Source organism: Alteriqipengyuania halimionae, from assembly GCF_009827575.1.
Classification (GTDB): domain Bacteria; phylum Pseudomonadota; class Alphaproteobacteria; order Sphingomonadales; family Sphingomonadaceae; genus Alteriqipengyuania_A; species Alteriqipengyuania_A halimionae.
This window is the reverse complement of record NZ_WTYR01000001.1, coordinates 2,493,554-2,508,541: the sequence shown is the minus strand read 5'-3', so window position 1 is coordinate 2,508,541 and position 14,988 is coordinate 2,493,554. Positions and strand designations below refer to the sequence as shown.

Below are 14,988 nucleotides of genomic sequence, written 5' to 3'. Positions count from 1 at the left end.
GATGGAAACGATTCTCGTCACCGGCGGTGCGGGCTTCATCGGCTCGGCGGTCGTGCGCCAGCTGGTGCGCGACGGGAAACGCGTGATCAATTTCGACAAGCTGACCTATGCCGGCAATCCCGAAAGCCTCAAGGTGATCGAGAACGCGACCAATCACCGGCTGGTCGAAGGCGATATCCTCGATAGCGAACTCGTCCTGAACCTGCTGCGCGAGGAAGATGTCGACGGGATCATGCACCTAGCGGCCGAGAGTCATGTCGATCGCTCGATCGACGGGCCGGGCGCGTTCGTGGAGACCAATGTGGTCGGCACCTTCCGCCTGCTCGACGCCGCGCTCGAATACTGGCGCGGACTCGAAGGCGACAAGAAGTCGAACTTCCGCTTCCACCACATCTCGACCGACGAAGTGTTCGGCGATCTCGATTTCGACGATACGCTGTTTACCGAGGACACGCCGTACGCGCCGTCTTCCCCCTATTCGGCATCGAAGGCGGCGAGCGACCATTTCGTGCGCGCCTGGCACGAAACATACGGTCTGCCGGTGGTGCTCTCCAACTGCTCCAACAATTACGGGCCCTACCACTTCCCCGAGAAGCTGATCCCGCTGGTCATCCTCAACGCGCTCGATGGAAAGCAGCTGCCCGTATACGGCACCGGCGAGAACGTGCGCGACTGGCTGTATGTCGAGGATCATGCGCGCGCGCTGATCGCGGTGCTGACCACCGGCGACCTGGGCGAGAGCTACAATATCGGCGGCAATCAGGAGCGGACCAACCTGCAGGTGGTCGAGGCGATCTGCGATGCGCTGGACGAGCGGCGGCCGCTCGAAGGCGAAAAGTCCCGTCGCGAACTGATCACTTTCGTCACCGACCGCCCCGGCCACGACCGGCGCTATGCAATCGACGCCAGCAAGATCGAGCGCGAGCTCGGCTGGGCTCCGCAAGAGAGCTTTGAGAGCGGACTCGCCAAGACGATCGACTGGTATCTCGACAACGAGTGGTGGTGGGGCCCGATCCGTTCGGGCAAATATGGCGGTGAACGGCTGGGTGAGAGCAAGCCGGGCGGCTCTGAATGAAGATTCTCGTCACCGGACGTGAGGGACAGGTTGCGCGGTCGCTGGCCGAGCGGAATGCCGCCCACGAACTGGTCTTCGCCGCGCGGCCCGATTTCGATCTCGCCGACCCGGCTGGAATCGCGCGCACCATCGCCGAAGAGCAACCCGACCTGATCGTTTCCGCCGCCGCCTACACCGCAGTCGACCAGGCCGAAGACGAACCCGAGCTCGCCCGGCTGATCAACGGCGTCGCCCCCGGACATATCGGCCGCGCGGCCGCCGAAATCGGCGCGCCGGTGATCCATATCTCGACCGATTACGTGTTCGACGGCAGCGGCGAACGCGCTTGGCGCGAAGACGATGCGACCGGGCCGATCGGTGCCTACGGTGAAACCAAGCTGGCGGGCGAAGAGGCGATCGCCGCATCGGGCGCGACGTATGCGATCCTGCGCACCGCATGGGTCTACAGCCCGTTCGGCGGCAATTTCGTCAAGACCATGCTGCGCCTCGCCGAAACCCGCGACACGCTCAACGTCGTCGACGACCAGTTCGGCAATCCCACCAGCGCGCTCGACATTGCCGACGCTGTGCTGGCGGTGGCCGATCGCTGGCAAGATGAGCCCGGCCATGGGGCCAATGCGATTTACCATTTCGGCGGCACCGGCTCGACCGACTGGGCCGATTTCGCCCGTGCGATCTTCGCGGAAAGCGCAAAGCACGCAGGGCCCACCTGCGAAGTGAGCGGCATCCCGTCTTCCGACTATCCGACCAAGGCAGCACGCCCGGCGAACTCGCGCCTCGACAGCACGAAGTTTGCCGAAACGTTCGGGCATTCGGCGCAGCGCTGGCAGGATTCGCTGGAAGAGACGGTCGCCCGCTTGCTGGACGAGAGCGCCTGACGCCCCTCGGCGCTTTGCCCTAACTCTTGGTGGCGGGCCGTTTGGCAGCTGCGATCGGGGTCACATTGGCGACCGACTTTGCCTTGCTGGCTTCGGACGGTAGCGGACCCGCAGCCCGCGCTTTGCGGATGGCCTTTTCACAAGCCACCCAATCGACCAGTGGAGATTGCGGCTGGAATTCGGGTACGAGGGCGATGATCAGGTCGCGCGCTTTTGCCGCATCGCCGTCCTCGAGCGACCGACGCAACCGTTCGAGGCCGCGTTCCAGTTCTTGCCAGGGCACGAAGTCCTCGCGCGAGCGCATGATGCGCGAATGCTCGGTCTCCAGCGGTTCCTCGCCGATCAGCAGCTCTTCGTACATCTTTTCGCCCGGACGCAGGCCGATCGTCTCGATCGCGATATCGCCGTCGGGATTGTCCTCGTCACGCATCGTCAGGCCCGACAATTCGATCATGTTGCGCGCCAGATCGACGATCCGCACCGGATCGCCCATGTCGAGCAGGAAGACCTCTCCGCCTCCCGCCATCGCCCCGGCCTGCAAGACGAGTTGCGCGGCCTCGGGAATGGTCATGAAATAGCGGGTGATCTTCGCGTCGGTGATCGTGACCGGACCACCCTTGGCGATCTGGTCGCGGAACACCGGGACAACCGAGCCGCTCGATCCCAGCACATTGCCGAACCGCACCATCGAGAAGCGCGTTTTGCCGCCTTCGTGGGCCAAGGCCTGCAGCACCATCTCCGCCAGCCGCTTGGTCGTGCCCATGATATTGGTAGGACGGACCGCCTTGTCGGTGCTGATCAGGGTGAAGTCGGCCACTCCATGTCGCTGCGCCGCGCGCGCGAGGGTCAGCGTGCCGAAGACATTGTTGGCGATGCCCTGCGTCGCATTGTGTTCGACCAGCGGGACATGCTTGTAGGCAGCGGCGTGAAACACGGTATCGGGCGCGAATTCGGCGATCACCTCGTCCATCCGCCGCTCGTCCATTACCGATCCGAGGATCGGGATCACGCTGGCCGGATCGATATCGTATTCGGGCATTCTGCCCGTCAGTTCACGATGGATCGAGAAGAGGTTGAATTCCGCATTTTCGACCAGGATCAGCCGCGCTGGATGGACGGCTGCAATCTGGCGGCACAATTCGCTGCCGATCGAACCGCCTGCGCCGCTCACCAGCACGGTCTTGCCGGTGACGTTGCGGCGGATCAGCGCGGGATCCGGTGGCACGGCAGAGCGCCCCAGTAGATCCTCGATCTCGAGATCGCGCAGATCGCCGACCGAAATCGAGCCGCGCGCAAGGTCCATGACCCCAGGCAAGGTCCGGACATGGAGCTGCAAGGGCTTGAGCTGGGCCACGATTTCCCCGCGACGCTGGCGCGAGGCCGACGGCAAGGCCAGCAGGACGTCGGTCACCTTCTTGCGCTTGACCAGCCCTCCCAGTTCCGCCGGTGAGAATACGGTGGTGCCGTTGATCGTCGACCGCCACAGATCCGGATCGTCGTCGATAAAGCCGACCAACCGCATCTCGCCGCTTGCGCGAATGGCGCTCGCCAGTTGGCGACCGGCCCGGCCCGCGCCGTAGATCACGACCCGGGGCAGTTCCTCGCTGGTCCACAAGGCGCGATAGGTTTCGCCCAGATAGGCCCGGGCGAGGAGACGCGAGGCCGCCACGAACAGAAATAGCAGGATTGGCTGAATCAACCCGATCGTGCGCGGGACGCCGTACACGCCAATCACCGTATAGATGGCGATATAGGGGATCGCGTAGAGCGCGACCGCGCGGCCGACCGTGGCCAGCGCATCGAACCCGGCATGGCGGAAGATCGCGCGGTACAGGCCCATCGTCACGAAGATCGGCAAGGCGATCGCGATCGCCCCCATCGTAGGATGCGGCGGCCCCACGAACGGGTTCACCAGCACGCCGAGCCGCAGGAAGAACGCCAGATAGACGGTAATGCCGCACAGCATCGCGTCGAGCGCCAGCGCTATCGCGCGCTTGGCCGGGCGCGGCAAGGTCAGCAGCAGGTCGACGAAGCGGCGCTTTCCTTGCAGGTCCTCGAGATCGCTCCCCAGCATCTCAGGCCTCGTCGCCGAACCGCCGGGTCGCGGCATCGCCACGCCCGCCACCGGTCGCAGTACGAACGATTATGGACAAATCTCCGAAGAAATCCGCATTCTCGATATAGCGCGCATCGGCCTCAGCCAGGCGAGCCGGCTCGGACATGTCGATACCGCGTATCTGTGCCGCCCCGGTCACGCCGGGCCGTACCGCGAAAACGTCGCGCTTTTCGCGTTCCTCAATAAGCTCGTCCTGGTCTGGCAAGCACGGGCGCGGTCCGACCAGCGCCATCGATCCCGACAGGATATTGGCAAGCTGCGGAAGTTCGTCGAGTTTCAGCTTGCGCAGGACGGCCCCCAGGCGGGTGATCTGCGCCGCACCCACCAGATGCGATGCGGCATGTTCGGTATCCGATCGCATCGTGCGCAGCTTGAGCATCCTGAACGGCTTTCGGTCGCGACCCACACGCTGCTGAACGAACAGGGGTGCGCCGGGAGATTCCAGTCGGATTGCAACCAATAGGATCAAGCATAGTGGCAAGGCGACCGGCGCGAGCACGATCGCGACCGCCAGGTCGAAGGCGCGTTTTGCGACGCGGTAAGGAAACGAAGGCTGGTTCATAAGTCTCTAGTATCCAACGACTTGGCCGAAGGACAGGGCCAGCGTAGTACTTGGAAGGTTAATGAGCGGCAACACCTTACGATCGAATCGAAGCGCGCAGTTGCTCGCGCGGGTCGAAGGGCGGATCGAGACCGAGCGCGCCCCAGCTCGACGCGGTTTCGAGTTCGAGCGAGCCGAACAGGCGCTGCACTTCGGCCCCGCGACCGAGGACGGAGGCGACCGCCGTCATCAACGCCGGGGGCACCGGCACGAGAAGTGGCTTGCGTCCGACGGCACGGCCAAGCTCGCGGATCAGCTCGGGCGTCGAAACGGTGAGGTCGGCAATATGCAGGACACGCCCGGCGGCATCGGTGGCATCGGTTGCGGCGATGGCGGCAGCGGCCAAATTGCGCACCGACACGATGCTGCGCGCGTTGCGCACCGCACCGAAAGGCAGGGGCAGGCCGCGTTCGATCAGCCGCACGAGACGTTGCAGATTTCCTTGGGCGCCTTCGCCATGCACCAGCGGCGGTCGGATGATCGTCCAGCCGATTCCGGCGGCCTCGCAGCGTTGTTGCACCAGCCCCTCGGCTTCGCGCTTGGATTGTCCGTAGGCGTCTTCCGGCTCCGGCGGCGTGTCCGGCCCAAGCGGCGCGCCGGGGGCCGACCGTTCGCCGACAGCCTTGACCGAACTCATGAACACCACCCGCCCGACTCCTGCAGCGAGCGCCGCATCGAGCAGTCGATCGGTGCCTTCGACATTGGCCCGACGATACTCCGGCAGCGGATCGCTTTCCGTTTCGTTCATGACATGCGTGCGCGCCGCAAGGTGGATAACGGCGTCGCATCCGGCCAGGTCCTGCGCCGAAAGGCGGCCCTCATCGAGATTGCCCGTGACGACCTCTCCCGGGAGACCGGACGCGCTGCGGACCAGCGGAACGACGGAATGCCCCGCCTGCGGCAACTGCCGGAGCACTTCGCGTCCGACAAATCCGTTGGCACCGGTAACAGCAATCTTCATGGGCGCTCGATTTCCTGTTCGGCGAAGCCATGGCTTCGGGCGTGGCGAGCCGAATAGGCAGGTTTTCCACCCCCGGCAACCAAGCTGGCGGAGCTCCGGCCCGGACAGGAAAAACCCGTTGCCATGCCTTCGTTCGCGCCTGTAAGGGCGCGCTCGACAACTTCCCCGATGCCGGGCAAATTTTCCAGCGAATTCATGCGCAGGCGCCCCGGCCCCGGATCATTGAGAACAGGCCGGACAGGCGTCCAGGAGACATTGCCGTGAAGCTCGAAAACAAGAAAATCCTGGTCACGGGCGCCGACGGTTTCATCGGTTCGCATCTGGTCGAACATCTGGTCAATCTAGGCGCCGACGTGCGCGCCTTCGTCTATTACAACAGCTTCAACAGCTGGGGCTGGCTCGATCGCGCGCCCGATCACGTGAAAAAGGCGATCGACGTTTTCGCCGGCGACATCCGCGATCCCAACGGCGTACGCACCGCGATGCAGGATTGCGACGTGGTGATGCACCTGGCCGCGCTGATCGCGATCCCCTTCTCCTACCACTCGCCCGACAGCTATGTGGACACCAACGTGAAGGGCACGCTCAACATCGTGCAGGCGGCGCGCGATCTGGGCGTCGAGCGCGTGGTCCACACCTCGACCAGCGAGGTCTATGGCACCGCGCGCTTCGTGCCGATCACCGAAGAGCACCCGCTGCAGGGCCAGTCGCCCTATTCGGCGAGCAAGATCGGCGCCGACCAGATCGCGCAGAGCTTCTACCTCTCGTTCGAAACCCCGGTGGCGACGATCCGCCCGTTCAACACCTATGGTCCGCGCCAGTCGGCGCGTGCGGTGATCCCGACGATCATCACCCAGATCGCCAATGGCAAGGACAAGATCCGCCTTGGCGCGACGCACCCGACCCGCGACTTCAACTATGTGCGCGACACGGTGCGCGGGTTCTGCGCGGTGGCCGAATCCGACAAGGCACTGGGCGAAGCGATCAATATCGGCAGCAATTTCGAGATCTCGATCGGCGATACCGCCGCGCTGATCGCCGAACGCATGGGCCGCGACGTCAGGATCGTCAGCGAAGACCAGCGCATGCGTCCCGAAAAGAGCGAAGTCGAACGGCTCTGGGCAGCCAACGCCAAGGCCGAGGAGCTGACCGGCTGGACGCCGCAATATGGGGACCGCGAAGGCTTCGGCCGCGGGCTCGACGAGACCATCGAATGGTTCACCGATCCGGCCAACCTTTCGCAGTACAAGGCCGACACTTACAACATCTGAGGCTCTAGCGGAGGGGCGGCACCCGCCGCGACCGACATGACCGAACTGACCGACGCCATTCTCCGTACCGTCCGCACCATTACGGGCGAGCGGGACGGCTTCGTCCCGCTGCACGAGCCGGAATTCGCAGGCAACGAGGCGGCTTACGTCTCCGATTGCATCGAGACCGGCTGGGTCTCCTCGGTTGGTTCCTATGTCGACCGGATCGAGAAGGACCTGGCCGAATTCTGCGGTACGGAGCATGCCATTGCCGTGGTGAACGGCACGGCGGCGCTGCACGTCTCGCTGTTGCTGGCCGGGGTCGAGCGCGGCGACGAAGTGCTGATGCCCACGCTCACCTTCATCGCCACCGCCAATGCGGCGACCTATGCCGGGGCCGTGCCGCATTTCGTGGATAGCGAGGCGACTTCGCTCGGTGTCGATCCCGAAAAGCTGGCGGCGCATCTCGACGCGATCGCCGAACTGCGCGACGGGGCGTGCTACAATCGCGAGACCGGCCGCCGGATCAGCGCACTGATCGTGATGCACGCCTTCGGCCACCCGGCCCGGATGGAGAAGCTGGTCGCTGTCTGCGAACGCTGGAACATCCCGCTGGTGGAGGACGCCGCCGAATCGCTCGGTTCTTCCTATCACGGCACCCACACCGGGAATTTCGGCCTTGTTTCCGCGCTCAGTTTCAATGGCAACAAGGTGATGACCACCGGCGGTGGCGGCGCGATCCTGACCAATGACGCCGCGCTGGCGAAGCGCGCCAAGCACCTGACGACGACCGCGCGCGTGCCCGACCGCTGGAACTTCATCCACGACGAAATCGGCTTCAACTACCGCATGCCGAACCTCAACGCCGCGCTGGGCTGCGCGCAGCTGGAGCGGGTGCCTAACATGCTGGCGCGCAAGCGCGTGCTGGCCGAGCGCTATGCCGAGGCGCTCGACCGGATCGATGGCGTCAGCTTTCTGCGCGAACCCGAAGACACGGTCAGCAATTACTGGCTTTGCACGCTGATCCTCGATGCCGATCGCGCCGGGGAGCAGGAGGCGCTGCTGGGCGCGCTCAACGATGCGGACCTGATGGCACGGCCGGTCTGGACGCTGATGCACCGCCTGCCGATGTTTGCCGACGCGCCGCGCGCCGATGTGTCCTGTGCCGAAGATCTGGCCGGGCGGGTCATCAACGTGCCGAGCAGCCCCAACCTTGCCGAACCGGCAAAGGCGGGCACATGACCCTTGCGCTGATCCCTGCCCGCGGCGGCTCGAAAGGCATTCCGCGCAAGAACATCCGCTCCATCGCGGGCAAGCCGCTGATCGCGTGGACGATCGAGGCGGCGCGCGCTGCCGAGGGCATCGAGCGCGTGGTCGTGTCGACCGAGGACGAGGAGATCGCCGAAATCGCCCGCGAATGGGGCGCCGACGTTCCGTTCATGCGGCCCGCCGAATTTGCGAGCGACGAGGCGCCCGGCACCGCGCCGGTGCTGCATGCGCTCGAGCAATTGCCCGAGCATGATGACCTCGTGCTGCTGCAGGCAACATCGCCGCTGCGCACGGCGGCGCAGATCGACGCGCTGCTCGCATTCGCCGAGAAGAGCGGAGCATCGTCGGTCGTCTCGGTGCGCGAGGTGGACGACCACCCGGCCTGGATGTTCTACCGCGATGCCAATGGCGGCCTCGATCGCTACGACACCAGTGTCGACGCCGCCCGCCGGCAGGACCTGTCCGAACTCTACACGCTCAACGGCGCGATGTACTGGAACACCGCCGCGCGCCTGCGCGAAACCGAAATCCTGGTCGGCGCGGATACGCTCGGCTTCGTGATGGACGCCGAAAGCTCGGTCGATATCGACACGATGCTCGACTGGCGGATCGCGGAGCTGTTGCTGGCCGACGCCTCGCGCGGGTAAGGAAGGCGCCATGACCAAACCGACAATCTACATATTCGGGACTTCGGGCTTTGCGCGCGAAGTGGCGGACATCGCACATGCGAACGATCATGCGGTCGCCTTCTTGACCAACGATCCCGCGCAGGCCGAAGACCTTTCCGATTTCGGCGAGGTTCTGCCCGAGAGCGAAGTCGACTCGCTGTCGGATGCGCTCTTCGCGATCGGCATCGGAGACAATGGGGTGCGGCGGAAAATCGCCGAACGCTATGCCGGCACACTCCAATTCCCCGCGCTTATCCACCCGTCCGCTTCGTTCGGTGTCGGGCAGCGCGAGCGGGTCGAAGCGATGCCGGGGGTGATCGTGTGCGCCGGTGTGCGCTTCACCAATCGCATCGCGGTCGGCGCTTTCAGCATTTTCAATCTCAATGCGACCGTCGGCCACGACGTCATCGTCGGCGACTATTGCAACATTGCGCCCGGGGCCAATCTTTCGGGCTATGTCCACCTGCACCCGGGCGTGTGGGTCGGCACCGGCGCAGCGGTCAATCAGGGGCAGCCGGGCGCCCATCTGGAAATCGGAGCCAATACGATGATCGGCTCGGGAAGCGTGGTGGTGAAATCCTGCGATCCCGACAGCATCTATGTCGGCATTCCGGCGAAGGCCCGTGGATAAGGATATGCCGATGAAACCCTGCCTCATCATTGCCGAAGCCGGCGTCAATCATAATGGCGACATGGACAAGGCGCGCGAGCTGGTGCGGCTGGCCGCAGAGGCGGGCGCGGACCTGGTCAAATTCCAGACCTTCGACACCGCCAAGAGCATTTCGCGCAGCGCGGCCAAGGCGGAGTACCAGATCGCAGCGACCGGCGATGGGGAAACCCAATACGAAATGGTCAAGCGGCTCGAACTCTCGATCGACGACCACCACATGCTCAAGGCGGAATGCGAGAAGCACGGGATCGGCTTCTTCTCGACCGCTTTCGATCCGGAATCGCTGCAATTGCTGCTCGACCTCGGCGTCGACCGGATCAAGGTGCCCTCTGGCGAGGTGACCAACCTGCCGCTGCTGCGGCATTATGCGGCTGCGCAATTGCCCGTGATCCTGTCCACCGGCATGGCCAACCTCGACGAGATCGGCGATGCGCTGGCGGTGTTCGAGGATGCCGGCCTGTCGCGCGCCGACATCACCGTGCTCCACTGCAACACCGAATATCCCACCCCTTTTTCCGACGTGAACCTGCGCGCGATGAGCCAGATTGCCGACACGTACGGCGTGGCGATCGGCTATTCCGACCACACGCCGGGGATCGAAGTGCCGATCGCCGCCGTGGCGCTGGGCGCGACAGTGATCGAGAAGCACTTCACGCTCGACCGCACGCTGCCGGGCCCCGATCATCTCGCAAGCCTCGAGCCCGACGAACTGGCGGCAATGTGCTCGGGCATCCGCAATATCGAGCAGGCGCTGGCAGGGGATGGGCGTAAAACGCCCTCGCCCAGTGAGTTGCCCAATCGTGATATCGCACGCAAATCGATTGTCGCGAGTGGCATCATTGCCGAAGGCGAGCAGTTCAGCGAAAGCAATCTCGGCACCAAACGTCCCGGCACAGGCATTTCGCCGATGCGCTGGGACGAGGTGATCGGCAAGACGGCTAAGCGCGACTTCGCGGAAGACGAGGCGATCGAACTGTGACGCGCCGCATTGCCATCGTTACCGGTACCCGCGCCGAATACGGGCTGCTAAAGCGGCTGATCGCGCGCGTTAATGAAAGCAACGATACCGAACTCCAGCTGGTCGTTACGGCCGCACACCTTTCTCCCGAATTCGGTACGACCGTGCGCGAGATCGAGGCCGATGGCTATCCCATTGCAGAACGGGTCGAGATGCTGCTGTCATCCGACAGCGCGGTCGGCGTGACCAAGGCAACGGGCCTCGGCATGATCGGCTTTGCTGACGCCTATGCGCGCCTTCAGCCCGACATGGTCGTGGTGCTGGGCGACCGGTACGAGATCCTTGCCGCCGCCGCCGCCGCGCTGTTCGCGGGAATTCCGATCGCCCACCTGCATGGTGGAGAGACCACCGAAGGCGCCTTGGACGAGGCAATTCGCCATTCGGTGACCAAGATGGCGGCGCTTCATTTCACCGCCGCCGAGCCCTATCGCAATCGCGTGATCCAACTCGGAGAAGACCCGGAACGGGTTTTCAATGTCGGCGGCCTGGGGATCGATGCGATCGCCGAACTCGAACCGATGCCGAAGGGCGAGCTCGAGCAATTCATCGGTCTGCCATTCGGCGAGGAATCCCTGCTGGTGACATTCCACCCGGAAACGGCTGGCGCGCAGGATCCTGCCCAGCAGACGCAAGAACTGCTCGCAGCGCTCGACACGAGACCGGACGCGAATGTCGTCTTCACCCTTCCCAATGCCGATACCGGTGGGCGCCACCTGATCGAGATGATCGAACGCTATGTCGCCCAACGCGACAACGCGGTGGCGCACCCATCGCTGGGCCAGTATCGCTATCTATCTGCACTATCCTATGTCGATGCGGTGGTCGGCAATTCGTCGAGCGCGCTTGCGGAAGTGCCCAGCTTCGGGATCGGAACGCTCGACATCGGCAATCGCCAGGCCGGACGACTGCGGGCAAAAAGCGTCGTGAACTGCGCAGCCGAGCGGGCCGAGATTGCGGCCGGCATCGAAAAGGTCCTTTCGCCAGAGTTTCGCTCGGCGCTGTCCGATGTCGAGAACCCCTATGGTAGGGGTGGAGCAAGTGCGGCCATTTTCGAGACGTTGCGCACACACCCGCTCGAAGGCCTGACATCCAAGCACTTTCACGATTTGCCCATCGCGGCAGCCGGACGCGACGGCCCGAGCGAGGGAGCGGACTGACATGGGTATCGAGAACTGGCGCGATGCGCTGCTCGACAGTGAGGCGACGATTGGCGAAGCGGTTGCGTCGCTCGATCGCTCCGCCCTCCAGATCGCGCTCGTGACGGATGGCGATGAACGGCTCGTCGGCACGATTACCGACGGCGATATCCGGCGCGGCCTGTTGCGCGGCCTCTCGCTCGACGCGCCTGCAAGCGAGATCACCCATGCCGAGCCGATGGTCGTGCCGCCCAGCCTCGACGGCGAGATCGTGCTGCAGATCATGTCCGCCAACAAGATCCACCAGCTCCCGATCGTCGACGAGGCGCGCAACGTGCTGGGGCTCCACGTGTGGGATGCCATGCAGACGCCCACGCGGCGTCCCAACACGATGGTCGTAATGGCCGGCGGGAAAGGTACAAGGCTGCGCCCCCATACCGAGAATTGTCCCAAACCGCTCCTGCCGATCGCTGGCAAGCCGATGCTCGAGCATATCATCGAGCGGGCCAGGCTAGCCGGGATCGAGCGGTTCTACATTTCGGTCCATTATCTCGGCCATATGATCGAGGAACATTTCGGCGACGGGTCCGAGTGGGGCGTGTCGATCGAGTATATCCGTGAAGACGCGCCGCTCGGCACCGGCGGTGCGCTGAGCCTGCTCGAGGAACGGCCCGATGCGCCGTTCGTGGTCACCAATGGCGATGTGATGACCGACGTCGGCTATGGCGAGATGATCGACTACCACGTGCTGCACCGGGCGACGGGCACCATGGCCGTCCGCAACCACGAGATCCGCAACGAATTCGGCGTCGTCCACACCAGCGGGGTCGACATCACCGGATTCGAGGAGAAACCGCTGGTCCGCAGCCACGTGAATGCCGGGATCTATGTGCTCGATCCGTCGGTGCTTGACTGTCTGTCGCCGGGAAAACACTGCGACATGCCCACGCTGTTCGAGCGGTTGCGGCAACATAATCACCGCACTATCGTCTACCCGTTGCACGAAAAATGGATCGATGTTGGTCGGCCGGACGATCTGCAATTGGCGCGACTGGCAAACCCCGATCCGCGCTCCGAATAGCGTTTGATCACAAGGTCTGTTTCATGGATATCGCCTTGCGCGAATATATCGGCCGGGTCGGTCGCGATAGCGACGGCACAAGCACGGAAACGTGCGAGACGGATCTGCGGATGCTGACGCCTTTCGCTATCCGAAGCGCTGCCAGGACCTCACCCACCCGGCCGGGATATGGCCAAGCAGGTGCAGCGCAATGAGTTTCAGCCCGCCCAACCGCGGCCACGCAATAGCTTATCGTCCCGAAATCGACGGAATTCGGGCGTTCGCCGTGCTTGCGGTGGTGTTCTACCACGCGGGGTTTTCCGGGTTTGCAGGCGGTTTCGTCGGCGTCGACGTGTTCTTCGTGCTCAGCGGCTACCTGATCAGCGGCATTCTCCTGCGTGAGGCCGAACAGCGCCGCTTCTCCGTTGCCGCATTCTACGAGCGACGCGCCCGCCGCATCCTGCCTGCGCTGACCCTCGTCTGCCTCGCCGCCGTACCGTTCGCGTGGCTGCTGATGCTGCCGGAGGAACTGGCTTCCTTCGGCGAAAGCCTGGCAGCGGCAGCCCTCTTCGTGCCGAACGTCTTCTTCTGGCAGACCAACCCGTATTTCGGTGGTGGCCCGGAACTGACACCGATGATCCACACCTGGAGCCTGGGCATCGAGGAGCAGTTCTATTTCGTCTTCCCGTTCGCGCTCATCCTGATCCTCCGATTCGGGCGAAAGCTCCTCTTGCCGGCGCTGCTCGTCGCCAGTGTGGCATCGCTGGCGATCTCGATCTGGCTGTCCTCGCGTAATCCGGGTGCCAATTTCTACCTCCTTCCGTCGCGGGCTTGGGAATTGCTCGCTGGCGCGCTCATCATGCTACGCGAGCGCGAGGCATCGACCGGACGCTACGGCCGCTGGAACGATTTGTTCGCCGGTCTCGGCCTCGCAGCCATCGTGGCGACCACGGTGGTCTACGACGATGCCACCCCCTTCCCCGGGCTCGCCGCATTGCCGCCGGTTATCGGAACCATGCTGCTGATCGCCTGCGCGCGTGAGGGGACCCTGTTCGGTCGCGTGTTGGCGTGGAAACCGTTCGTCGCGATCGGGCTGATCTCCTACGGCTTCTATCTCTGGCACCAGCCGGTGTTCGTGTTTGCCCGGCTCGCGACGGACCGGCTGGATGCCGGAGCCTATTGGGGGCTGATCGCGTTATCAGCCCTTCTCGCCTGGCTGTCCTACCGCTTTGTCGAACGTCCGCTACGCGACCGCCAGCGACTGTCACGCAACATGGTATTCACGCTTTCGGCCATCAGCATCGCGCTCTTAGCAGGTGCCGGACTTGCGCTCTCGGCAAGCAAGGGAGCGCCCGGACGGTTTCCGCCCGAGATGCAAATCGCCGTTCCGTCGGAGGGCTCGCTGCGTAAAGGGTGCCCACAGGCCGAAGACGAAGTGCATGCCTGCCCGATCGGTGCGCCGGGTGTCACCCCGACCATAGCGTTGGTGGGCGATTCGCACGCTTTCGCTCTGGCCGATTCCCTGTCGCGAATCCTGGCGAAGCGCGGTCTCGCGGGGACGCTGCTGCACGTCGACTGCCATCCGGTCGCGGGAATGACCGCGACCAACGAAATGCAAGGCGCGGATCGTCAGCGTGGATGCGCGGCGATGCACCGGAAGCTCGCCGAGAGAATCGAAAGCGGCGAGTACGAAGGGATCGTGCTGGCGATAAGGTGGCCGTTGCGCCTCTACCCGTTGGGCGGTTCGATAGACGCGCCCGAATTCGACAACGGCGAAGGAGGGCGCGAGCGAGACGCACCGTTCCGCGTAAACAGGGCGGTGCAGCCCGATGGCACCACGACCGATCAGCGTTCGGCCGTGGAGACGGCGGTGCGAACCTATGTCGATAGCCTTGCCCGTATCGCGCCGGTAGCGTTGGTCTATCCAACTCCGGAAGTGGGATTCGACCCCAAGCGCGCAACCGCTCGTGCCGCGCTGGCAGGAGCCGCTCGGCGTCCGCAACTATCGACATCGCAGGCGCGCTTCGAAGATCGCAATGCCGGGGTGATAACATTGCTAGATTCGATCGATAATGCAGCCATCCGCCCGGTTCGTCCCGCACAATTCCTATGCGACACGGCGCTGCCCGATCGCTGCATAGTCCAGACCGGCTCGGTCGCTTACTACTACGACGACGATCACCTGTCCGACGCCGGTGCCGCGATCGTGGCGGGCGCGGCGTTGAAGCAACTCGATAAGAGGGTGCGCTGACGCGAAACGACCCGTCCCTGCCTGCAAAAGGCTCC

At 64.2% G+C, this 14,988-nt stretch carries 14 protein-coding genes; 10 read left to right on the top strand and 4 right to left on the bottom strand.

The window, feature by feature from the left end:
* Window position 1 precedes the first annotated feature (1 nt).
* Both rfbB and rfbD read left to right on the top strand, forming a co-directional pair.
* Entirely contained in the window at window positions 2–1,075 is a 1,074-nt protein-coding gene (rfbB, locus tag GRI68_RS12070) for a dTDP-glucose 4,6-dehydratase (protein ID WP_160617482.1), read from the top strand.
* A complete protein-coding gene (gene rfbD, locus GRI68_RS12065; RefSeq protein WP_160617481.1) occupies window positions 1,072–1,953 on the top strand; it encodes a dTDP-4-dehydrorhamnose reductase in 882 nt (293 codons plus the stop codon). The genes rfbB and rfbD overlap by 4 nt, the downstream gene beginning before the upstream one ends.
* Before the next feature lie 19 nt (window positions 1,954–1,972).
* Here rfbD and GRI68_RS12060 read toward each other — a convergent pair whose 3' ends face one another.
* The 4 genes from GRI68_RS12060 to GRI68_RS13790 all read right to left on the bottom strand — a co-directional run bounded on the left by GRI68_RS12060 (window position 1,973) and on the right by GRI68_RS13790 (window position 5,828).
* Window positions 1,973–4,027: a polysaccharide biosynthesis protein gene (locus tag GRI68_RS12060; RefSeq protein ID WP_160617480.1), complete on the bottom strand. Its 2,055-nt coding sequence runs from the start codon at window positions 4,025–4,027 to the stop codon at window positions 1,973–1,975.
* A gap of 1 nt (window position 4,028) precedes the next feature.
* The gene (locus GRI68_RS12055; protein ID WP_160617479.1) at window positions 4,029–4,631 is read right to left on the bottom strand and encodes a sugar transferase; all 603 of its coding nucleotides are present in this window, start codon (window positions 4,629–4,631) and stop codon (window positions 4,029–4,031) included.
* A gap of 76 nt (window positions 4,632–4,707) precedes the next feature.
* A complete protein-coding gene (locus GRI68_RS12050) occupies window positions 4,708–5,631 on the bottom strand; it encodes an NAD-dependent epimerase/dehydratase family protein (protein ID WP_160617478.1) in 924 nt (307 codons plus the stop codon).
* Window positions 5,628–5,828 (bottom strand): hypothetical protein, encoded by a 201-nt coding sequence (locus GRI68_RS13790; protein WP_234028795.1) that lies wholly within the window; start codon window positions 5,826–5,828, stop codon window positions 5,628–5,630. Before GRI68_RS13790 ends, GRI68_RS12050 begins: the two co-directional genes overlap by 4 nt.
* A gap of 63 nt (window positions 5,829–5,891) precedes the next feature.
* On the opposite strand from GRI68_RS13790, the gene GRI68_RS12045 reads away from it, so the two are divergent.
* The 8 genes from GRI68_RS12045 to GRI68_RS12010 all read left to right on the top strand — a co-directional run bounded on the left by GRI68_RS12045 (window position 5,892) and on the right by GRI68_RS12010 (window position 14,953).
* A complete protein-coding gene (locus GRI68_RS12045) occupies window positions 5,892–6,902 on the top strand; it encodes an NAD-dependent 4,6-dehydratase LegB (RefSeq protein WP_325063805.1) in 1,011 nt (336 codons plus the stop codon).
* A gap of 36 nt (window positions 6,903–6,938) precedes the next feature.
* Window positions 6,939–8,123: a LegC family aminotransferase gene (locus GRI68_RS12040; RefSeq protein WP_160617476.1), complete on the top strand. Its 1,185-nt coding sequence runs from the start codon at window positions 6,939–6,941 to the stop codon at window positions 8,121–8,123.
* Window positions 8,120–8,797, top strand: a complete 678-nt coding sequence (locus tag GRI68_RS12035) for an acylneuraminate cytidylyltransferase family protein (protein ID WP_160617475.1) — start codon at window positions 8,120–8,122, stop codon at window positions 8,795–8,797. The genes GRI68_RS12040 and GRI68_RS12035 overlap by 4 nt, the downstream gene beginning before the upstream one ends.
* A gap of 10 nt (window positions 8,798–8,807) precedes the next feature.
* Window positions 8,808–9,449 carry an acetyltransferase gene (locus GRI68_RS12030; protein ID WP_160617474.1) on the top strand — a complete coding sequence of 214 codons (642 nt, stop codon included), beginning with the start codon at window positions 8,808–8,810 and terminating at the stop codon, window positions 9,447–9,449.
* A gap of 10 nt (window positions 9,450–9,459) precedes the next feature.
* A complete protein-coding gene (gene neuB / locus GRI68_RS12025) occupies window positions 9,460–10,467 on the top strand; it encodes an N-acetylneuraminate synthase (RefSeq protein WP_160617473.1) in 1,008 nt (335 codons plus the stop codon).
* Window positions 10,464–11,663 carry a UDP-N-acetylglucosamine 2-epimerase gene (gene neuC, locus GRI68_RS12020; RefSeq protein ID WP_160617472.1) on the top strand — a complete coding sequence of 400 codons (1,200 nt, stop codon included), beginning with the start codon at window positions 10,464–10,466 and terminating at the stop codon, window positions 11,661–11,663. The genes neuB and neuC overlap by 4 nt, the downstream gene beginning before the upstream one ends.
* 1 nt (window position 11,664) lies before the next feature.
* Window positions 11,665–12,723 carry a nucleotidyltransferase family protein gene (locus tag GRI68_RS12015; RefSeq protein ID WP_160617471.1) on the top strand — a complete coding sequence of 353 codons (1,059 nt, stop codon included), beginning with the start codon at window positions 11,665–11,667 and terminating at the stop codon, window positions 12,721–12,723.
* A gap of 190 nt (window positions 12,724–12,913) precedes the next feature.
* Entirely contained in the window at window positions 12,914–14,953 is a 2,040-nt protein-coding gene (locus GRI68_RS12010) for an acyltransferase family protein (protein ID WP_160617470.1), read from the top strand.
* Window positions 14,954–14,988 lie beyond the last annotated feature (35 nt).